At 50.0% G+C, this 20,670-nt stretch carries 17 protein-coding genes; 7 read left to right on the plus strand and 10 right to left on the minus strand.

Going from position 1 to position 20,670, the window contains the following annotated elements; all coding sequences use genetic code 11:
• Positions 1 to 10 precede the first annotated feature (10 nt).
• Complete coding sequence (locus ACYQ2L_RS04615; protein WP_460051636.1) at positions 11 to 718, plus strand: histidine phosphatase family protein; 708 nt, start codon at positions 11 to 13, stop codon at positions 716 to 718.
• A gap of 65 nt (positions 719 to 783) precedes the next feature.
• Here the strand turns inward: ACYQ2L_RS04615 and tkt are convergent, their stop codons facing one another.
• Positions 784 to 2,748: a transketolase gene (gene tkt / locus ACYQ2L_RS04620; RefSeq protein WP_460051639.1), complete on the minus strand. Its 1,965-nt coding sequence runs from the start codon at positions 2,746 to 2,748 to the stop codon at positions 784 to 786.
• A gap of 200 nt (positions 2,749 to 2,948) precedes the next feature.
• On the opposite strand from tkt, the gene leuB reads away from it, so the two are divergent.
• Positions 2,949 to 4,052, plus strand: coding sequence for a 3-isopropylmalate dehydrogenase (gene leuB / locus ACYQ2L_RS04625; protein WP_460051643.1), 1,104 nt, complete (start codon positions 2,949 to 2,951; stop codon positions 4,050 to 4,052).
• Here leuB and hisE read toward each other — a convergent pair.
• Together hisE and pyrC are read right to left on the minus strand one after the other, a co-directional pair.
• Positions 4,027 to 5,430, minus strand: a complete 1,404-nt coding sequence (hisE, locus tag ACYQ2L_RS04630; protein ID WP_460051648.1) for a phosphoribosyl-ATP diphosphatase — start codon at positions 5,428 to 5,430, stop codon at positions 4,027 to 4,029. The two genes, leuB and hisE, sit on opposite strands and share 26 nt — an antisense overlap.
• Positions 5,430 to 6,446 carry a dihydroorotase gene (pyrC, locus tag ACYQ2L_RS04635; RefSeq protein ID WP_460051651.1) on the minus strand — a complete coding sequence of 339 codons (1,017 nt, stop codon included), beginning with the start codon at positions 6,444 to 6,446 and terminating at the stop codon, positions 5,430 to 5,432. Before pyrC ends, hisE begins: the two co-directional genes overlap by 1 nt.
• A 128-nt stretch (positions 6,447 to 6,574) precedes the next feature.
• On the opposite strand from pyrC, the gene ACYQ2L_RS04640 reads away from it, so the two are divergent.
• From ACYQ2L_RS04640 to ACYQ2L_RS04650, 3 genes are all read left to right on the plus strand, one after another.
• Complete coding sequence (locus ACYQ2L_RS04640; RefSeq protein WP_460051657.1) at positions 6,575 to 7,273, plus strand: Bax inhibitor-1/YccA family protein; 699 nt, start codon at positions 6,575 to 6,577, stop codon at positions 7,271 to 7,273.
• A 68-nt stretch (positions 7,274 to 7,341) separates the two neighbouring features.
• Positions 7,342 to 9,216, plus strand: a complete 1,875-nt coding sequence (locus ACYQ2L_RS04645; RefSeq protein ID WP_460051661.1) for a DUF4954 family protein — start codon at positions 7,342 to 7,344, stop codon at positions 9,214 to 9,216.
• A gap of 33 nt (positions 9,217 to 9,249) precedes the next feature.
• A complete protein-coding gene (locus ACYQ2L_RS04650; RefSeq protein WP_460051664.1) occupies positions 9,250 to 10,350 on the plus strand; it encodes an HD domain-containing protein in 1,101 nt (366 codons plus the stop codon).
• Between the two features lie 16 nt (positions 10,351 to 10,366).
• Here ACYQ2L_RS04650 and thrC read toward each other — a convergent pair whose 3' ends face one another.
• Positions 10,367 to 11,668 (minus strand): threonine synthase, encoded by a 1,302-nt coding sequence (gene thrC / locus ACYQ2L_RS04655; RefSeq protein WP_460051668.1) that lies wholly within the window; start codon positions 11,666 to 11,668, stop codon positions 10,367 to 10,369.
• Positions 11,669 to 11,673: 5 nt separating this feature from the next.
• Positions 11,674 to 13,086 carry an aspartate kinase gene (locus ACYQ2L_RS04660; protein ID WP_460051671.1) on the minus strand — a complete coding sequence of 471 codons (1,413 nt, stop codon included), beginning with the start codon at positions 13,084 to 13,086 and terminating at the stop codon, positions 11,674 to 11,676.
• 133 nt (positions 13,087 to 13,219) lie between these two features.
• On the opposite strand from ACYQ2L_RS04660, the gene ACYQ2L_RS04665 reads away from it, so the two are divergent.
• Together ACYQ2L_RS04665 and murA are read left to right on the plus strand one after the other, a co-directional pair.
• The gene (locus ACYQ2L_RS04665; protein WP_460051675.1) at positions 13,220 to 14,239 is read left to right on the plus strand and encodes a TIGR00341 family protein; all 1,020 of its coding nucleotides are present in this window, start codon (positions 13,220 to 13,222) and stop codon (positions 14,237 to 14,239) included.
• 99 nt (positions 14,240 to 14,338) lie between these two features.
• The gene (murA, locus tag ACYQ2L_RS04670) at positions 14,339 to 15,628 is read left to right on the plus strand and encodes a UDP-N-acetylglucosamine 1-carboxyvinyltransferase (protein ID WP_460051679.1); all 1,290 of its coding nucleotides are present in this window, start codon (positions 14,339 to 14,341) and stop codon (positions 15,626 to 15,628) included.
• Positions 15,629 to 15,696: 68 nt separating this feature from the next.
• On the opposite strand, the gene ACYQ2L_RS04675 is transcribed toward murA, so the two are convergent.
• The 5 genes from ACYQ2L_RS04675 to ACYQ2L_RS04695 form a co-directional block, all read right to left on the minus strand.
• The gene (locus tag ACYQ2L_RS04675; protein WP_460051682.1) at positions 15,697 to 16,365 is read right to left on the minus strand and encodes an ABC transporter ATP-binding protein; all 669 of its coding nucleotides are present in this window, start codon (positions 16,363 to 16,365) and stop codon (positions 15,697 to 15,699) included.
• Positions 16,365 to 17,567 carry an ABC transporter permease gene (locus ACYQ2L_RS04680; RefSeq protein ID WP_460051686.1) on the minus strand — a complete coding sequence of 401 codons (1,203 nt, stop codon included), beginning with the start codon at positions 17,565 to 17,567 and terminating at the stop codon, positions 16,365 to 16,367. Before ACYQ2L_RS04680 ends, ACYQ2L_RS04675 begins: the two co-directional genes overlap by 1 nt.
• Positions 17,564 to 18,604: a hypothetical protein gene (locus ACYQ2L_RS04685; RefSeq protein WP_460051688.1), complete on the minus strand. Its 1,041-nt coding sequence runs from the start codon at positions 18,602 to 18,604 to the stop codon at positions 17,564 to 17,566. Before ACYQ2L_RS04685 ends, ACYQ2L_RS04680 begins: the two co-directional genes overlap by 4 nt.
• Before the next feature lie 102 nt (positions 18,605 to 18,706).
• Positions 18,707 to 20,302 carry a complex I subunit 5 family protein gene (locus tag ACYQ2L_RS04690; protein WP_460051691.1) on the minus strand — a complete coding sequence of 532 codons (1,596 nt, stop codon included), beginning with the start codon at positions 20,300 to 20,302 and terminating at the stop codon, positions 18,707 to 18,709.
• Positions 20,302 to 20,670 (minus strand): sodium:proton antiporter, encoded by a 369-nt coding sequence (locus tag ACYQ2L_RS04695; protein ID WP_460051693.1) that lies wholly within the window; start codon positions 20,668 to 20,670, stop codon positions 20,302 to 20,304. Before ACYQ2L_RS04695 ends, ACYQ2L_RS04690 begins: the two co-directional genes overlap by 1 nt.

Raw genomic sequence — 20,670 nt, forward strand, 5'->3', positions numbered from 1 at the left:
AGGAAATTTCATGCAATACGCATTAACAACACAATCAAAACCTGATTTTTCACGCCTGAACAAGCGGCTGCGGGTATATATCGTACGCCATGGTGAAAGTGAAGGGAATTCCCAGGGCATACTGCAGGGTCAGAAAGACTACCCACTCTCGGAATTAGGCAGGCAGCAAAGCAAATCAGCTGCCGAACATCTGTCCGACCTGGGAATCGAACTGGTTCTGAGCAGTCCGCTTTTGAGAACCAGAGAAACAGCAGACATTATAACAGCTGCCAACGAGTATCCGGCTGCTATTCTGGATGATCGTCTTATGGAGCTTGATACAGGCATATTCACCGGCATGACGATTCGGGAAATCGAGCGTGAAATGCCTGCTGAGTGGGCTGCATTCCGTAGAAAGAGCTGGGAAGCCGTACCGCAGGCAGAACCAATTTCATCGCTGTGGGAACGTGCTGTGGACATCTGGAACAGCATTATCGATGCCGCAAACGACGGCCGCCGTCACATTCTTGTGATTACTCATGCCGGCTTTATACAGTGGCTTATAAAAACCAGTTTTGGAGCCAGACCTGAATGGATTCCACTCATGCCTACCGATAACTGTGGAATATATGAATTTCTTGCCTACCCGATCCCCGAAGCAGGGGCTGCGGAAGAAAACGAGGAATCAGAAAAATCATATTATGCCAGTTGGGTTCACCTGAACAAACTGCCTTATTAAAAGAAAAGCCTGCCGATTCCCATAATCGACAGGCTTTTTTAATTAGCAGGAGCGATAGTGCTGCATTACAGTATTGCAGCCAGACCGGCTGCAGTGAAACCGATAGCCTCAGCGACATCTTCTGCAGGTCCGGAAAGACCAAAGTCATCAATACCGAATATATCTTCTCTCCGACCGCCGGTAAGAACCTCCCATCCGGAGGAAACTCCAGCCTCAGCAACTACTACACGTAGCCCGGCCGGAATGAGACCAGCACGGAAATCATCTGACTGAGCCAGGAAAAGTTCACGGGATGGCATAGAAACAACCCGAACGTTTCGTGGACTGATTTTGGCTGCCTCAATGGCCATAGCTACTTCAGATCCGCTGGCAACCAGGACAATATCCGGTGCAGCCTCTGGCTCGAAAGCTATGTATGCGCCTTTTCTGATTGTTTCCTTCCAGTTCGAATCGTGTCTGGCAAATACAGGAATATTCTGTCTGGTCAGCGAAAGTGCGGTGGGTCCATCTATCCGCTCCATAGCCATCTGCCAGAGTTCAGCTGTCTCCAGTGCATCGGCAGGGCGGTAGAAATGCAGTCCTGGAATTATCCTCAGGGACGCAAAATGCTCGATAGGCTGATGAGTAGGGCCGTCTTCTCCTACAAAAATCGAGTCATGAGTGAAGACATAGATTGCTGGCAGCTTCATGATTGCCGCAAGACGAATAGCGGGGCGCATGTAATCAGCAAACACCAGAAAGGTTGCACAAAAACTACGGAAGCCTCCGTACAACGCGATACCGTTCGAGATCGAGGCCATGGCATGTTCACGGACACCATAATTGATGTTTGTGCCCTGCCGCTGATCCACCTGATAATCCAGAGTACCTGCAGGCTTGGTCTTGTTTGAGGCAATCAGATCAGCTGATCCCCCGACAAGATTCGGATATACTTCCTTGACAGCCTTCAGCGCTTTTTCTCCGGCACTGCGTGTTGCTATAGAATCGCCAACCTTGAATTCAGGAAACTGCGGCACGGGGGCAAAATCAGCGCTTCTTTCTGCATCCCATTGCTTGCGTAGTTCAGGATTTTCCTTTGACCACTCCGCAAAAATCGACTCCCATACCTGACGGCTATCAGCCAGCTCTGCCTTGCGCCTGGCGAAAAATTCCTGTGCTTCCTTCGGGATGTAGAACTGTGCATCCGCCGGAATTCCGAGCTCACGCTTACTGGCAGCAACCTCATCCACACCGAGAGCAGCGCCATGAACACCTGAGGTCCCTGCCTTGTTTGGAGAACCCTTCCCAATGAGTGATTTTGCAATTATCAGGGTCGGCTTGCTCTGCTCGGCTTTTGCAGCTTTCAGCTGTGCCCTGACTCCATCTATATCGTAGGCATCACAATGAAGCACCTGCCAACCGTAAGCCTCATAGCGGGCAGCGACATCTTCCGTGAAAGTAATATCAGTAGCTCCGTCAATGGTAATGTTGTTGTCATCGTAGAATACGATGAGCTTTCCGAGTTCCAGGTGAGCAGCAAGGCTGGCTGCTTCCGAGGTAACGCCCTCCATCATGCAGCCGTCGCCTGCAATTGCATAAGTATAGTGATCCACTATGCTGTGCTTAACAGTATTGAATCGGGCAGCGGCCATAGTTTCAGCAATAGCCATTCCTACTGCGTTCGCAAATCCCTGCCCCAGCGGCCCTGTTGTAGTTTCAACTCCAACAGTATGTCCCCACTCGGGGTGCCCGGGTGTTTTCGATCCTACCTGACGAAAATTTTTGAGCTCGTCCAGCGAAAGGTCAAAACCGGAGAGATGCAGCAGCGAATACACCAACATTGATCCATGTCCGGCAGAAAGTATAAACCGGTCCCTGTTTGCCCAGTCCGGAGCTGAAGGCTCATACTGTAGAACCTCTCCGTAGAGCAATGATCCTACCTCGGCAAGGCCCATAGGAAGCCCTGGATGACCGGAATTAGCAGCCTGAACTGCGTCTATAGTCAGTGACCGCACTGCTAACGCGATCGATTGAACATCTGTATTATTCATTATTTCCTCCGAATTAATGTTGGGATTAAAGTGATAATAACAGAACAGAGCAATTAGAACAGCCCCTGAAGTAAATTGCGAGGAGCTCTCGAAGGAGAAATCATGAGTATCTTGTCAGAGCCGTACGCTTCCTTTAATCTGTCGGCAGTACAGTAGCACGAATGGAGCAGCTGTACCCAGTTTGAGGAGGATCTAAAATAATGCAGAAATACAGAATCGCCGTTTTACCAGGGGACGGAATCGGCCCGGAAGTTATGAGTGAGGCTTTGAAGGTCCTGGATGCTGTTGAAGCACGCTTCGACATCCAGTTTACCCGCACACAGGCCGATGTGGGAGGTGCTGCAATCGATTCACAAGGTTCAGCTCTGCCGAAATCAACAATAGAAATCTGTGAACAGAGCCAGGCCATACTCTTTGGCTCTGTCGGCGGACCAAAATGGGATCATCTCCCCCCTGCCGAGCAACCGGAAAGAGGCGCGCTGCTTCCGCTCAGGAAGCATTTCAAGCTCAACGCAAATCTCCGACCCGCAATTATATTCCCGCAGCTCAGAGACGCAAGCCCACTCAAGCCGGAGATTATCGGTGAACAGCTGGATATTCTGGTTGTAAGGGAACTGACCGGAGGAATCTACTTCGGAGAACCAAAGGGAAAAGACGCCGATCGCGGCTTCGATACCATGGTATATACTCGCCCTGAGGTCGAAAGAATTGCCCGGGTTGCATTTGAAGCCGCCAGGGGAAGGAACAAGCTGGTCCACTCCATAGATAAGGCAAATGTACTGAATGCCTCAGTACTATGGCGTGAAATCGTAATTGAGGTAGCCAGGGAGTATCCTGATGTTGAACTCCGCCACCTCTATGTAGACAACGCGGCAATGCAGCTGGTTGTAAACCCAAGCCAGTTTGACGTAATCCTGTGTGGGAATCTCTTCGGCGATATTCTCTCGGACGAAGCAGCAATGATAACCGGCTCATTAGGAATGCTGCCAAGCGCATCTATTGCTGCTGACGGTCAGTCAGCGCAGGATGCACATGCGATCCCCTTCGGCTTGTATGAACCATCCGGCGGATCAGCTCCTGACATCGCCGGCAAGGGCATTGCAAATCCAATTGCCCAGATACTCTCCGCAGCTATGATGCTGAAGTACAGCTTCGGACATAATGCTGCCTATGATGCGATTTTCCAGGCAATCAGCTCAGTACTTGAAGAAGGATACCGAACCGCAGATATCGCTTCTCCAGATACCAAAACCATCGGGACTGCCCAGATGGGAGATTTTATCGCTTCGAAAGTTCGCGGATAACAGCCGAAAGCGGAATACCGCGCTCCGCCAGAAGCACCATCCAGTGGTACAGAAAATCAGCCGACTCCGAGATTATTTCGGAGTCGGTTTCCGCAAGCAGTAGTTCGACTGCTTCCTCTCCGGCTTTTTTCTTTATTTTCATTTCGCCTTTTGAAAATAGATGGCTTGTATAACTTCCCTCAGGCATCGTTTTTTTGCGTTTGATAATCAGCTGCTCAAGGTCTCCGAGGACCTGCTGCGTGTCGACTCCAGATATAGATTCGACTGCAGAATCAGACTCGTCGCTCCTGCCGGGCAGCCCCTTTTTTGAAGAAGCCTCCGGGTCTGAGCCTTTCCGGGCTGAAACAGATACCTCTCCCTCAGCCGGCGCAGAAAAGTCTGCCCTGAATACGAGACATGATCCATGATCTTTAGATGATACTATTTGATGTTCACCGATTTCTGCCGGCAGCACCCTCCCGTTCTCCGGCAGCAGCTGCCAGATTACACCCTGTTCAATACTCTTTGCACTGGCTTTCGGATTCTGAATGAGTACGGAGCGTACTTCTGCCTGCTGATCCAGAATAACAGCCGGTTTCCGGGAGTTCTCCCGGGGTTTCCAGTATCCTTCAAAATTCCAGATCCGTGCAGTTTCACTTTTAAGGGTTCGAAGATCCGAGAAAACCTGCTCGACATTAATGGCATTTTCATAAATCGCCCTGCCGGAGATAACAGCAGACAACAGCGGATGCGCCTGCCTGCTTACTTCGAGTATATCTTCATGACTGGATATTCCGCCGGACAGGGTCACCGGAATTCCTGCAGCGGCTGCAATTGCGTTTGTCCGTGCGATATCCGGCCCCTGCATCATTCCGTCACGGGCGATATTGGTATAGATTATACCTGAACATCCGATTTCCGCCGCTTCAATTGCCAGCTCTATGTCCGAACGTCCTGAGGACTGCTCCCAACCAGCTACCTGGACCATTCCGTCACGAGCATCTATTCCTGCCAGGACCACCGGACCGAATCTGCGGATCCATCCGGCAACCTTAGCAGGATTTCGCGCAAGCGTGGTTCCGACAACTACCTGACAGACTCCAGCATCAAGAAGTTCTGCAACATCCTCTTCAGTGCGCACCCCGCCGCCGACCTCGACACCAATACCTACTGCGGCTGTCACGGCTGCAATTATAGCGCGATTACCCTTTCTCTCATCCTCATCACTGCCACGGGCAGCATTCAGATCTACCAGATGAATTCGCCTGGCACCCGCCGCCTCGAATTTCTTCGCGGTCTCGACCGGATCAAGCTCGTAGCGGTCGACATCACTGTAACTACCCTGCCTGAGACGGACACAGGACCCGTCCAGCAAATCGATTGCAGGTATAAACTCCATTATGAACTCCTTGTAATGTGGAAACGCATATTCCGTCCTGCGAAAAACGGGACAACTCCGGCTATTTCACCGGGAACCTGCCAATCTTCACGCTGCACGATTACCTGCTCACTGTTCAGTGGCAAGCCATAGAATTCTGCTCCGAAGCGGCTGCTGAAATCCTCTACCAGGTGGAGGCTGTTATTATCCTCAAAAAACTCAAGCAGTGCCGGGAAGGCCACCGGAGCAGTAAAAACCCCGGCTGGAATTACCGGACTGTGTTTGGCAGCGGCAGGATGGGGGGCAGAATCGGTACCGAAAAAATACGATGGATCACCGGACAGGGCCGCCCTGCGGACTGCTGCCTGATCATCGGGGTGCTTTACAATCGGTTTACAGAAATAATGAGGATTAAACTGTCCACCGAGCATGTCATCAATATTAATAAGAAGATGATGCAATGTAAGCGTTCCGGCAACATTCGGGAGCTGAGCGACTGCATCGACAGCAGCCCTGGTACTCAAATGCTCCATGACTATTTTCAGACCGGGGAAATCGCGGCTCAGGTTGCGCAGTACCGGCAGAAATGCTTCTTCCCGCTCCAGTGAGGATACTGCGGGATCTTCTCCATGAATACAGAGGACGATACCAAGCTCCTGCATAATCTCAAGGACCGGATAAATCTCCCGCACATCCGTGACCCCATCCTCGGTATTGGTGGTTGCTCCCTCAGGATACAGCTTGCCCGCTGTAACACCGACCGATTTCAGGGCATTCAGATCATCTGATTTCAGACCAGGTATTATCTTGAAGGTCATGAGCGGCTCGAAGTCGAGTCCCTCAGAGGCAGCCCGGATCTGCTCACGATAAGCAGTCACATCCTCAGCCTTTATGATTGCCGGGATGGTGTTCGGCATTATGATTGCGCGGGAAAAAACCCGGGCCGTTTCCGGCAGAACTGCGCGCATAAAATCATCCTGACGGATATGCAGATGCATGTCATCAGGCCGGCGAAAAGTCATGTGTGGTGCATTCATGACCAAGAGAATACCGGAAAGACCATTGCTTGTACACGCTTCTGAGTGACAGGCGATACCATCATAGACGCCAGCCCCAAGTCTTGTTATCTTGTATTCAGAAACAACAGGATCAACAGGAGAGACAAATGGTTTACGAAAAAACCTCAGCCAGGGCATACGCCCCTGCAAATTCGATTTTACGCAATGTTTATATGTGGATGAGCCTCGGCCTGGTCATTACCGGCTTTGTTGCTTTTTTCGCCTCCGGATCCGGACTGGTGCTTTCAATTGCCGGAAACCCACTGCTATTTATACTACTGGCAGTTGGTCAGGTAGGACTGGTCATGTACATCTCAGCCAGAATCAGGAAAATTAGTCCGCAGGCTGCTATTCTTGCATTCCTTACCTATGCCAGCCTGAACGGAATACTCTTTTCCTACATTTTTCTGGCATATACAGCGACATCGATTGCCTCGACTTTTTTTATTACAGCGGGAACATTCGCCGGTATGAGTATATATGCCATGACCACCAAGGAAGACCTCACAAAATACGGTCATTATCTGATAATGGCACTCTGGGGACTGATTATTGCCAGCCTGGTGAACTTCTTTCTGGCCAGCAGCGGCCTGAACTGGATTATTTCATACGCAGGTGTCCTGATTTTTGTCGGTCTCACCGCCTATGATACCCAGATTATTTCCCGGTGGAGTAAGGAATACAGCGGAAACGTTTCTGCTGCTGATTACGCCCGTTTATCTATAATGGGTGCACTGAAACTGTATCTGGATTTTATTAATCTTTTTCTGTTCTTCCTGAGAATCTTCGGCGGCAACAGAAGCTGAACCAGTACAGCTGGAAAACCCGATTCTGCAGTTGTGTAGCAGAAATTATTGCCATATACTTGTGAACTATGATATCCGGTTTTTTCTTTACCCAGCACCTGCAGCATATTGCAGACTTCTTACAGAACGATTCCGTTTTCCGCCCTCTTGCTCCTGAAGAAATTCGGGAGCTTGAACAGCAGAACTGCAGCTCGGAAGACTGGTCAGCTGTACGTGTCAGCGATCCATGGCTTCCTGAGCTGGTATCCAATACGGTTTTTTCCGGAACCGTGCTGATCGACAGCGGAAAGACATATTCGCTGCACCCGCTTGTTTCCGGATCTGAAAACGCAAGAATACATAACGGGATTCCACAAGGAATCCGTAACTCGCGAATCCACAACAGCTTCATAGGTTCCGGATGCTGCATACATAACTGCAGCCTGATTTCCGACAGTTTTCTGGAGCCTGACAGTGTAGTTTTCAACAGCTGTCTTGAAGCTGGTGACGACTCCTTTCCCTTCGGTGTAGGAACTCCTATGAAACTGCTCAATGAAGCGCATCCCACACCCTACCTGCTTACGGCCGATGACACCATGGACGAGATCCGCGACAGCCTTCATCGTGCGCGGCTTGAGTCCTGGCAGGAAACTGCGGCTGAAGACAAACAGCCAACCAGCTCTCCGAAAGAGCGTATTCCACAGAGCCTTCGCAGTATGAACATTATAAGCAGCAAGGCCCGACTCATGCACACAAACTCTGCAGCAAGCATTTATCTCGGCCCGGATTGCAGCATCAGTAATCCTGGTGAGGTTCGTCGCTGCGCAGTGCTTGGCGGCGTTGTACTGGAGGGAAGTTACACAAGTCTGCCAGCCAGCATTGGCAGTGGCTGCGTGGTGATCGACAGTGTGCTGCAGCCCGGCAGTAAAATAAATTCCCAGGCCCGTGTATACCGCAGTGCAATTCTCGAGACCGGGGGTGCAGAAAACGGCGCCTTGATCCGCGACAGCATTATTGGCCCCGGCAGCATAATAGGACAAGGCGAGGCAACTGCAAGCATAATCGGCCCTCTTGTCGGTCAGCACCACCACAGCCTGTTGATAGCCAGTGACTGGAGTGCCGGCCACGGCAATATTGGTTATGGAGCCAACGTTGGATCGAATCACTCAACCAGAATGGCTGATCTCGAGGCCCGAATTGGTGAAGGTGTATTTTTCGGACTCGACTGTGCTGTCCAGTTTCCTATCAACCTCACCGAAGCACCCTACACCACCGTTGCAACCGGTACCATCCTGCTTGCACAGAGGTTGACTATGCCCTTCTCCCTGATGGTGCCTCCTGCAACTATTCCAGACCCCAACTTCAGCACGATCAGTCCGGGCGCAAACCGGATAATTCCCGGATGGAGTCTGCACAGCAATATGTTTTCCGTCATTCGTAACTGGATCAAGTATCAGTCACGCTTTCATGCAAAACTGCACAAAATCAATTCCTCTCCATTCCGCGAGGAAATCCGGAATATAATGAAAAAAGCTATCGATGAGCTTATGAATATCCGCTACACACCTGGTCAGGATTTTATAAGCCCGGCCGACTGCCCGGGTATAGGCGCCAGCATTTTATACCCCAAGGACATTGATCGGGCGGTCCGCGCCTATCAGAATGCAATCCGCTTCGGGGAACTCTCGGAAAAGCCAACCGCTGAGCTCGAAAGAAGAGAACGGGAAGAATTAATCAATATTATAGAGGATATGATTTGCCAGGTAAAAAAATCGCGTAGCAAGGATTACGCAATGCGCCGCAGAATTTTTCCCGAGGATTTTCAGCAGAGCGCGGATGCAGCAGCAGCTCCTGAATCCTGTGGATCAGAAGTAAAGCCCTTGCCAGACCCAGCCTTGTCAGCGGCCCTGAATCCCCTCGAGAACATGCTGCTTAAACTCCGCAGCAACTCGTCCGCAGCATAGACAATTCCCGGGGCAATTCGTATTTTTGTTACAATGAATTTACTGCAGCAGCTCAGGCAGCTTCCTGTACCAGTATACCTGAGCGGACACTCTGCCATCCGCCATTACCTCAAACTCCCTCCCGGAGGCTTTGCAGACATCAGCATAGTCGGTGGACTGGTCGAAATTGCCCGCTGTTTTGAATCCGTGTATTATCCCCAGATCGAGGGTTATGAGGCAGCTGCCGACTTTCATGGGCACACGCTGCTCATACGCTGCCTTGATTCACATCCCGATCCACAGACCCGGCCGGGCCACACTGATCTTGACAACTGGAACTATGATCTTAAAGCCGACAGCTTTATCGATACCGGAAATGTATATGAGCGGATACGACAGAATGTTATTGAAGGCGGAATCGAATCTGACATAGATTTTTTCCGGCATGCTATCGGTCTATCAAGGATTCCGCTTTCTATATCCGGTGAACTCGAGAAGAGTATAACGGCACATGCAGGCGTTACCAATCCCGGCCCGGATGCCCTGCGAACCCTGCTCTCATCGCTTGTTACGGGTGAACAGGCCTTCCGCAGCCTGGGTTTGCTGCATCAGGCCGGCTTCATACAAAAAATCTGGCCGGAACTGGGAATGCTGGACGACCAGGAACAGGGAAAGAGCGAACATCCCGAAGGAAATGTCTGGCAGCATTCACTGGAAGCACTGAAATACAGGAAGAGCTTTGATCTGAGGGTTTCACTGGCAATCCTGATGCACGATATAGGTAAACCACATGCCGAACAGACCCAGGAGCACCGTTTCCACCTTCATGCAGATATTGGAGCAGGTATCGCAGGACGCTTATTGAGAGCCATGAACTACCCCGATGATATTGTCGCCGATACTATGTGGCTGATCCGCTACCACAGCATCCCGGGAGCCCTCGAGCGGCTCCCTACCCACCGCAGCGCCCCCTTGATGAGCCACCAGCTTTTTCCATTGCTGCTGGAACTATACCGCTGTGACCTCAGCTCAACCTGGCGGGGGCCGGAAAACTACTACCGGGCATGTACCGTATACCGCAGGTTTCTCAAGAACCACAACAATCCTTTTCGCACAGCCGAAGGAAAAAAGCTGGTCAACTCACTGGTTGACTGAACCTTTACTATGCATCTCAGGCAAACAGACGTAGCAGTTCTGTCTTGAGCTCAGCGGCATTCGGCCCGATCGGCAGCGATGAGCCTTCCTTGCTGAGCACTGCCTCGAGCCGCTCCGGCAAAGGAGGAAGCACTCCGGTAGCCTGTTCTACAACCTCCAGGAATTTACCGGGATGAGCCGTCCCAAGTACCATTATTCTACCGCCGGAGAAATTCTTCAAACGCCGTTCTGCAGCAGCAACTCCTACGGCCGTGTGCGGATCGAGAAATATTCCTTGTTCCAGATGATAGCGCTTCATAAGGGCCAGTGTTTCTTCATCATTCACCATTTCACCGCTTATCATGGTCCGGATACTTTCTATAGAATGGCCAAAAATATGCATGAGTCGATCAAAATTGCTGGGGCTGCCGACATCCATTGCATTTGAATATGTCGAAACTGATTCCCGTGGTGTATAAATGCCGGATTTCAGATATTCCGGCACCACATCGTTCGCATTTGTAGAAGCCAGAAAAGAATCAACCGGCATACCCCAGCGCCAGGCCAGAACTCCCGCGGTCAGGTTACCGAAATTCCCGCTGGGAACAACAAACATCCGTTCACCTGTATTCAGATCCTTCAACTGGGCATGTGCATAGACATAGTAGAAAGACTGTGGAATGAGACGGCCAATGTTAATAGAATTTGCACTGGTCAAAGGCACCTTGCTGCACAGATCGGCATCCATGAAGGCTTCTTTTACCATGCGCTGACAGTCGTCAAAAGCGCCCTTTACCCGCAAGGCGTGAATATTTCCACCAAGGGTTGTTAGCTGCTTCTCCTGCAGCGGGCTTACCCGCCCTTCTGGATAAAGAATGACAACATCAATGTTTTCCCGGTTATGAAAAGCCTGGGCAACAGCTCCCCCAGTGTCACCACTGGTCGCCGTAAGAATAATTGCCCTCTGATTTCGGTCACTGAGCAGACGCTCCATGGAGGCGGCCAGAAACGAAGCCCCATAGTCCTTGAATGCTCCGGAAGGTCCATGCCAGAGTTCAAGGACATAGATATTATTCCCAAGATCCTTTATTTCGGGTCCAAAGGGAAATGTTGATGCCGCAAACTCGGCAGTGTCTCCAAGAGTATCTCCAAGCAGACCGCCGAGCATAGCTGAGGCAACATCCTGAAAGCTGTCCTTCGGACCAAGAGCCCGGATTACCTGTTTCAGATCGGCTTCGCTTTCAGGTACGTATAAACCTCCGTCCGGTGCCAGCCCCTGAAACAAGGCCTGTGGAAAATCTACCCGTGGGGCCTTTCCCTTTGTACTGATTAATTTCATTCGTTTTATTTCCTTGTACCGAAAAATTTGTTGTGTAATGAGCGAAGCACGACATCCCGGTCACCGCGGTTAATCACGAATGAGACATTCATCTCTGAAGATCCCTGCGCAATTGCCAGAACATTAATGCCCTTGTCACCCAGAGCACTGAACAGCTGACCGGAAATTCCCGGTATACCCCTCATATTCTCTCCGATTACGGCAACAATTTCCAGATCCCGAATCACATCTATTGGCTGAATTCTGTGAGTGCTGAGTTCATGAGCAAGTTCTTCCTCCAGGCCATCTATCGCAAGTGAAATCTGATCCTCACGGATCACTACACAGATACTGTGCTCACTCGATGCCTGGGTAATCATGATTACATTAACCTGTTGTTCGGCCAGGGTCTTGAATACACGTCCGGCAAAACCGGGAATACCTACCATTCCCCCGCCCTCGATATTAATAAGGGCTACGCCGCCTATGCTGGCAAGGCCGGTTATCTGCTGCGAACTGTCAGAGTTTGTGTCCGAGATTTCGGTGCCTATATTTTCCGGATTCCGGGTATTCTTGATCCAGATCGGAATTCCAGCGTCCATTGCAGGAATCATGGTATAGGGGTGAATTACCTCTGCCCCAAAATAACTCAATTCCATGGCCTCCCGGAAACCGAGCTTCGGCAACATGAATGCATCCGGAACTATTCGAGGATCAGCGCTGAGTACGCCATCAACATCCGTCCAGATCTCGATTGAATCAGCCCCGAGTGCAGCACCAAGCAGGGAAGCGGTATAATCGGAACCATTACGGCCAAGAGTGGTCGTGACTCCATCATCTGTTGAACCGATAAAACCTGGAACAACTGCAATGCCTACGAAATCCTCAAGTTTCTTTCGAATCAGTTCAAAGCTGATATCAAACAGAACCTCCGCACCGTCATGTTCCTCAGCAGTTCGAATTATTTCCCGGCTGTCTATCATCTCTGCAGTCAACCCAATGCTCTTCATGTAGGCCGTAATCTGCATACAGTTCAAACGCTCACCGAAGCTGACAATGTAGTCCCGGGTCCGCTTGGTACATTCATGCAGAAGACTTACACCGTGCAGAATCTCTTTCAGCTGGAAAAAAAGTTCGTTCATCTGAATGATCAAATTCTCCTGATCATCGCTGTTTTCGATCAGTTCTCTGACTGTTGCGTAATGCCGGTTCTGAATATCTACCAGAAGCTTAGCGGCATTATCACTGCCGTTTTCTGCGGCTGATGCAGCCTGCAGCAGTAAATCGGTAACCCCGCGCATAGCGGAAAAAACTACGATCGGGCCGTGCGCACAGCGTGTTGCGCGCTCAGCAATAATGCTGGTAGTGTTCTGAATGGTTTCAGCGTCCTGCACAGAGGAACCGCCGAATTTGCTAACGAGTATATTATAACTATCCATATATTAAGGTTACCGGTAATGGGTGCTGATGCTCAAGCCCCCTTTAATTTACACGGAGATAAAAAAGAATTAGGCTGTACAGGTAAGAGATAATGCTCTTATACCTTAAGGCATGCTCTTCAGGAGGGATAGAATGGCGCTTCGACTCATCGATGTATACCTACCAGCTGATTCCCAGGAAGCAATACGGGAGTCAGTCGCCGACAGTACACAATGGCGAATACTTGGAGTATGGAGTACCGATCTTGGTGATAATCGCTGTATAGTCAAAATACTCGCCGACGTCGAAGAAACAGAATCAATCAGTGATTATCTGTCCAACCAGTTCAGCAGTGATGAACATTTCAGGATAATCGTCATGCCGGTGGAAGCCTCCATTCCTCTTCCGAAGCAGGATGATGAATCATCTCATGTGGACTCTGCGGAATCAAAACAGAAAAAAGCAGCACGGATCAGTCGTGAAGAACTGTACGCAGATTTACAGGATTCTTCAAAAATCAGTCCCGTATTCCTGACCCTTGTGGTACTGTCTACATTAGTGGCTGCTGTTGGATTACTTCAAGACAATAGTGCTGTCATCATAGGGGCCATGGTCATCGCCCCGCTGCTCGGTCCAACTATTGCCCTCGCCTTCTCGGCAATGCTGGCGGATAGCGGACTTGCGCGCAGAGCTGGCAGCGCTTTATTAATTGGCTTGCTGCTGGCCTTCGCCGTATCTATTCCAATTGGATTTCTGACTGATATTGATCCACATAGCGGTGAAGTCGCTCTCAGAACAAGTGTCGGCATTCCTGACATTGTACTGGGACTCGCCGCGGGAGGTGCCGGTGCGGTCTCTATGACAGCCGCCGTTCCGGGAGCCGTCATTGGCGTCATGGTAGCGGTAGCCCTGCTTCCACCGCTCGCCACATCCGGCATGCTGATTGGTGCAGGAGCCTGGGAGGCTGCAATTGGAGCCTTGCTCCTGCTGGCTATCAACCTGATCTGCATTCATCTGTCTGCTATTATCACATTCTTTCTACAGGGCATCCGGCCATCGCGATGGTGGGAAGCAAAAAAAGCCCGAAAAGCTGCATTGCAATCCTTACTGACCAGCTTGCTGATCCTCATATTACTGAGTGTCCTTATCTATCTCTCATACTACCGGAACTGAGGGCCATGCAATAAAAAATATTCGATTATTTTTTATCTATTTACGGTCTGCGTAGTTGTCCTATCTTGACAGATTCCGCAGGATTGGGACAATGCCGGTATGCATATGTATGTAGTAGACGGTAGCTTCCCCATTAAAGGAAGCATAAAAGCCAGCGGCAACAAGAACGCTGCGCTTCCCTGTATAGCAGCGACCCTGCTGACCGAAGAAGAAGTTGTACTCCGCAATGTCCCGGATATCGAGGATGTTCACGTCCTGATGGAGATTCTCCAGGCAGTTGGCGCAAGCACTGAAAACCCTGAACCCGGGGTATGGAAGGTGAAGGCAGGCAGCATTACCAGCCATGAGATTCCCCAGCTGCTGGCACGCCGCGTCCGGGCCTCTATTCTGCTGGCCGGGCCCATGCTGGCACGCAGCGGCAAGGTGATCCTGCCCCCTCCCGGAGGTGATGTAATCGGCCGTAGACGGCTCGACACCCACTTCCTGGCATTATCCGGCCTCGGTGCCAGAATCGAATATGACGCATCATTTACCATGACTGCCAACAAACTGGTTGGCCTTCCCCTGTTTCTGGATGAAGCCTCGGTAACAGCGACCGAAAACGCAATTATGGCAGCTACTCTGGCAGAAGGCGACACGGTAATAGAAAATGCCGCCAGTGAGCCCCACGTTCAGGACCTGTGCAACATGCTGAATGAAATGGGTGCGAAAATATCCGGAATCGGTTCAAACATTCTCAGAATCAGCGGTGTCAAGAAACTGCACGGCTGCGAATTCCGCATCGGGACAGACTTCATGGAAGTCGGCTCGTTCATCGGTATGGCAGCGGTTACCCGCGGAGAGCTTGAAATTCAGGATGCTGCACCACAGAACCTGAAGATGGTAAAAATCGCCTATAACAAAATGGGAATTCACTGGGAAACGGACGGAACCAATATTTTTGTTCCCAGCCACCAGAAGCTCAGCGTAAACCCCGACCTTGGCGGCGCGATCCCCAAAATTGACGATGCCCCATGGCCCGGATTCCCGCCGGATCTGACCAGCATAATGACTGTGGTAGCCACCCAGGTCGCCGGAACCATCCTGATTCATGAGAAAATGTTTGAATCGCGCATGTTTTTTGTCGACAAACTGATCGGTATGGGTGCCCAGATTATTCTCTGCGACCCGCATCGGGCTGTTGTCTCCGGTCCTGCCCGTATGAGCGGTTCGGTCCTGGTTTCACCAGACGTCCGTGCCGGCATGGCCATGCTGATTGCAGCCATGTGCGCAGAAGGGCAGAGTGAAATCCACAATGTATACCAGATCGAGCGTGGCTATGAAAAACTGGTCGAGCGCCTGTCTACTATCGGTGCCCGTATAGAGCGCCGTGAGGCAAAAAACAGCTAAGGAACGCAGCCTTCCTGTCTAAAAACCTGCAGCAGCACGATGCTGCTGCAGGCATTGAACATGCATTATCAGTCAGCTACACGGCCGTCAACCAGATGAATCCGCCGGGGAAAGCCCTCTGCCAGATGTTCATTATGGGTAACCATTACCACAGCCGTCCCGGCAGCATTCAGCTCATGAAAAATCTCGATTACCCGATCGCCGTTCCTTGAATCAAGCGAGCCGGTGGGCTCATCTGCAAGTATCAGCAGCGGCTTGCTTACAATAGCACGGGCGATTGCCGCTCTCTGAACCTGCCCGATCGATAATTGATTGGGATAAGAATACAGTTTGTCTTCAATTCCAAGACGGACAACCGCCTGCTGCACACGTTCCTTTCTCTCTTTCCCTGAAATGCCGGCATATTTCAGTGGAAGCTCAATATTTTTGTAGACGGTGTAGCGTTCAAGCAAGGCAAAGAACTGTATGACAAAGCCTATTGTCTGAACCCTCAGCTCACGCTGTTTTTCGAAAGACAGTTCAGACAGCTGCTTACCGTTCAGTTCATAACTACCGGCATCTGCTGAATCCAGCATCCCGAGAATATTCAGCAAGGTTGATTTTCCACTGCCAGATGGACCAGTAATCGCCAGCATATCACCCGCCTCAAGCTGAAGTGAAACCCCGTTTAATGCCTTGCAGCTTGCCTGCCCCTGCCCATATGTTTTCTCTGCCTGTTCAAGTCTAAGTAAAGCCATTATTCCATTCTCCGTATCAGTTCAGAAAGCCTGAAGTTCATTATCAAAAAGCCCGGCACGGTACTGACCAGCAGTGCATAGCCTGTCAAACCACTAAAAATCGTCAGAATAAATACAGGATCTGATCGGCTACTTTCCCGGAACACCAGCATAAGAAGGAATGCTGTCATGACTACAATGAAGTTTTCCCAGAACACCCGGCTGAATAAATCCCGTTTTTTTGCTCCGCACAGCACATGTATGCCATAGACATGACGTTGACTCACAATTCTGTACACCTGCGTACAGGCAAGAGAGAAGCCTGAGAGCCCTCCAATGAGGAGGATCAACATCGCATATATACTGTACGTTTCATTCAAATCAGAATACCTCCCTTCCCAGGCTTCCTGGAATGAACGGAAACCATAATCCACCAGGTCCAGTCGAGCAGCCTCCTCTCGGACAAGCCGCAAGCTTTCTTCTGGATTGTCCGACACGATAAGTGACTGTTGCGTGTACATAACTACCCATCCGAATCGTTCTATACGATTAAAGCTGGCTATTTCAAAAACCGGCATGAAAATTACATCATCAAGTCCGGCAATCGGGTCCCAGGTACGATACAACATGTACGATTCCTCCTCGAGAAATCCTACAACTATTGCCTGGAACTCATAACTACGGAGACTCAATATAAACACATCTCCAATTCTCACTTCACTATTAAAGGAATTCCCCAGCACTACCGGTACTGGTCCTGATCTACCAGTGATCCAGTACTCAGCGGGATCAAAGGCAGCACCGGATGAGAGCTGCAGCCCCATAGTCTCGAAAAAATGTGGATCAACCATAAATGCCGGATATTCATGCGGAAATTTATTATTTCCCAGGCCCCGGGTAAGGACCATTGATCGCCAACGCGTCAGAAAGGTGAAATCAGTATGGTTCCTCAGAAAACGGTAAAAACGGTGAAATCGTTCCAGTCGATCATCTGCACCAGCAAAACGCAGCTCCCAATCCTCCTGACCTGTAAGTTCAATGAGATCATGTACCATACGTGGATTTTTTATGGAATTCATAATCTCCAGGGTGGCATTTACCTGCTGAAGCTCCTGCCAGATAAACGAGATCAGTATGAGTGTAAACAGGATCTGGATGACGGCAACCACATACAGCAATTTCTGTTGGAACAACTCATCCACGGCGTGTTGCAGATTATTCATATATGCCTCAGCATGTTCATTGTCGAAGATCTTTTTATGTGCTCAAGGGGGAGCTGAAGAAAAACCAGCCCGATAATCATAACAGCTGCAATAGCAAGCCCATACACCAGGACAAACGGGCGCGGATTATGCAGCAGCATGGGCCAGAACTGCAGGGAATACAGAGCGATGGCCATACTGCTTCCCGATATCAGCAGAAGAAAGTAACGCCTGAATATGATACGGTATAATTGACGGATTCCTGCCCCGCAGAGAATATGTACCCCCAACTGCCGCTCCAGACCTGCTACCCAGAGCCGGGAAATTCCAGCAATATTCAGAGACAGGATTCCTGCAAGCAGGACGAAAATACCCCCGAATCCAAACCAGAAGGTCTCGATTGATGCCCCTGATGCTGCCGCCGGTGGATCCAGAAGAACCTGAGCCCTGGTGACAAACAAATCTTTGAGCTGCGAGCCTGCTTCGCTGGTTTCACAGTACTTGTCCAGAATAAAGTTATAGCGGCCACTCATAAAAACACCTTGGCCAGCTTCGGAGAGTTCATGCAGAGGGACTAACCTGTCACTGTATGAGAATACTGCGTACCTGGATCTGCCAATATACCCTGATGGCTCGAACTCAAGGTGATGAAAGAACATGGGTTCCCTGTCTTCCCCCAACGCACGGATAACCGGCCTTCCGGCTCCATAAAAAAACCCAGGCCCAGAAGAATCAGCGGTGCCTTGCTGAATGGGTTCTATATCAAACCAGTAGGACAGGTCTCTGTTAGCATACCAGGCTAAAAATCCATCCGTCCTGAATTCTCGAATTACCAACAGAGGTTCGGGATAATTATCTACCACCTCAAAAAAAGCATCCGGAATTACTCCGATTTGATTTATATCGAAGACGACCGCGGTCGGAAAGGAACGTTCGGCATCTGAACCGTCAAGCTTCTGCAGGATGTGAACTGCATACAGTGTTATGTAGGTAATTATTACAAAGACAGTGAGCAGAAACAGACTGCTCACTGTCTCGATGTTTAGTTTTTTTTTCAAGATATATCCTGTCAATCTGTGGAACAGAGCAATACAGGAACTGTAATTTATTAAAAATCAATCTGCAAATAAATTGCTGCAATTTTCTGCTTAAAGAGTTGGTCAAACAGAAAAATACAGCCAGAGAATGAGTGCGGCCAGGAATACGGTAACCAGGAGCGCCATATCCGGGAAGCTCAGACGCGTCCGGCGAATGGTGTCAAAGACCGCAATTTTACGGATTACGAAGTAGTATACCGGCACGGCAGCCCCAAGCGTCAGTATCCAGGCAAAAAATTTGTCAGGATAAAATGCACCCTCAACACTGACATCCACCCCGAACAGATAGCCAATTACCGGTCTGGCTGCAATACCGAGGCCAATACAGGCTATTCCCATGCTGATAGAGACAGTATTCACAAAGGGATCCGGAACAGAAACGCGGGCGACTCCGCTGTTGCCCCAGAACATAGTTGAGTACTTGACGAAAACAAGGGCAGTTCCAAAATTGATGATGTAGATGACTATTTCACTGGCACCGGTAAAGCCGCTCTGTATGAGGTATTTGGAGATGGCACCGTTAAAGAAAGGAGTGCCTATAATTCCTGCAATAGCCAGAACTGCAGCTATCGAAACCGTCGGGACCCTGCGAAGCACGCCCCGGATCTTCTGCACATCTTTCGTGCCGTATTCCTTGGCAATCGCCCCGGCTGTCAGGAAGAGTAATGCCTTGAACAATCCGTGATTCAGAATATGGAACACACTCCCCCAGTAAGCCTCGGTAATACCACTGTTCAGACCGACCATGATCAAGCCAATCTGACTGACCGTGGAATACGCCAGAATCAGTTTTATGTCGCGTTGAGTGAGCGCAAGAAAAATTCCTATGAGCGCGGTACCCGTACCGATAACAAGGAAAAACTCATCCACTACGAGCGCCGCCGCAAAGATGTCGCGCAGACGGATAAACAGATATATTCCCACCTTGACCAGCAAACCGGACAGGACCGCTGACACAATACTGGGTGCGCTGGGCGTACCATGAGCATGAGGCAGCCAGCTGAAGAGAGGCATAAGCGCGGCTTTCAGGGCCACTGCAGTCAACAGAAATGAAGCAGGAAGAATAAGCGCGCGGGGATCAGCAAGCTGTGCCACCCGAATCTCAAGGGCCTGGAAATTCAGTACACCAAGGGTTCGATACAGCAAGCCTATCCCGAGCAGAAAAAAGCTCATGGTAAATAGATTGATAAGCAGGTACAGCGTCCCGTCATAGAGGGCCTGCTTGTCGCGCTTCCACATGATCAGGACACTTATTATGATTGTCATGACCTCAATGAGCACGTAGACATTAAAGATATCCTGGGACAGAAAGACGCTGATCGTCACACCCTGAATGACGATGTACAGGAACTGAAACATATTGTCGGTGTACTTTTTTCTGAAACTGAAAACAAACAGAAACAGATACAGCAAGGTGGTAAAGAACACCATGGTTGAACCGAGATAATCGGCCCGCAGGGCTATGCCGATCACCGGAGACCAGCCGCCGACCTGCTGTAAAATGACTCCATTGCTCCGTACAATAACCAGAAGATAGGCCGCCATTGCAGTCTGTATAATCTGAAACGTGAGCAATACAAGCCTGAACTGCTTTCTGGGGAGAAAATACCCGAGACTTGCTACCAGTATGGGACCGACTACAAGAATATATAACTGCATTATCGACTCTCAATCCTGTGAATAAGTTTCGTCCAGTCGGACGAGCCGTGTTTCCGGACAAGGCTTATGAAGATGGTAAGGCTCACTGCAGTCACCGATATACCGATTACAATAGCAGTGATCATAAGTGCCTGAGGAAGGGGATCAGCCATTCTCATCATATCTTCGGAGCCGACTGGAGGCACACTGTCTGCCCGTATGTTGACTGTCAGAAGAAAAAGAATAGCACCGACATCCATAATATTTATTGCAATAATTGTCTTGAAAATATTCCGTTGAGTAACAACGCCAAGCAGACCGATGAAAAAAAGCAGCAGACTAACGGTCTGTCCGTTTATAATATCGGGAAGAAATGGTATGTCGATCAC

This window comes from Spirochaeta dissipatitropha (assembly GCF_054657935.1).

What these genes read in the sequence shown, in the direction of transcription:
- pyrC (WP_460051651.1), bottom strand. Translation starts at nt 6,446, where the DNA reads ATGAATGCACCACACATGACTTTTCGCCGGCCTGATGACATGCATCTG.
- thrC (WP_460051668.1), bottom strand. Translation starts at nt 11,668, where the DNA reads ATGAAATTAATCAGTACAAAGGGAAAGGCCCCACGGGTAGATTTTCCA.
- ACYQ2L_RS04615 (WP_460051636.1), top strand. Translation starts at nt 11, where the DNA reads ATGCAATACGCATTAACAACACAATCAAAACCTGATTTTTCACGCCTG.
- leuB (WP_460051643.1), top strand. Translation starts at nt 2,949, where the DNA reads ATGCAGAAATACAGAATCGCCGTTTTACCAGGGGACGGAATCGGCCCG.
- murA (WP_460051679.1), top strand. Translation starts at nt 14,339, where the DNA reads ATGCATATGTATGTAGTAGACGGTAGCTTCCCCATTAAAGGAAGCATA.
- ACYQ2L_RS04640 (WP_460051657.1), top strand. Translation starts at nt 6,575, where the DNA reads ATGGTTTACGAAAAAACCTCAGCCAGGGCATACGCCCCTGCAAATTCG.
- ACYQ2L_RS04690 (WP_460051691.1), bottom strand. Translation starts at nt 20,302, where the DNA reads ATGCAGTTATATATTCTTGTAGTCGGTCCCATACTGGTAGCAAGTCTC.
- ACYQ2L_RS04650 (WP_460051664.1), top strand. Translation starts at nt 9,250, where the DNA reads ATGAATTTACTGCAGCAGCTCAGGCAGCTTCCTGTACCAGTATACCTG.
- hisE (WP_460051648.1), bottom strand. Translation starts at nt 5,430, where the DNA reads ATGGAGTTTATACCTGCAATCGATTTGCTGGACGGGTCCTGTGTCCGT.
- ACYQ2L_RS04680 (WP_460051686.1), bottom strand. Translation starts at nt 17,567, where the DNA reads ATGAATAATCTGCAACACGCCGTGGATGAGTTGTTCCAACAGAAATTG.
- ACYQ2L_RS04675 (WP_460051682.1), bottom strand. Translation starts at nt 16,365, where the DNA reads ATGGCTTTACTTAGACTTGAACAGGCAGAGAAAACATATGGGCAGGGG.
- ACYQ2L_RS04665 (WP_460051675.1), top strand. Translation starts at nt 13,220, where the DNA reads ATGGCGCTTCGACTCATCGATGTATACCTACCAGCTGATTCCCAGGAA.
- tkt (WP_460051639.1), bottom strand. Translation starts at nt 2,748, where the DNA reads ATGAATAATACAGATGTTCAATCGATCGCGTTAGCAGTGCGGTCACTG.
- ACYQ2L_RS04645 (WP_460051661.1), top strand. Translation starts at nt 7,342, where the DNA reads ATGATATCCGGTTTTTTCTTTACCCAGCACCTGCAGCATATTGCAGAC.
- ACYQ2L_RS04660 (WP_460051671.1), bottom strand. Translation starts at nt 13,086, where the DNA reads ATGGATAGTTATAATATACTCGTTAGCAAATTCGGCGGTTCCTCTGTG.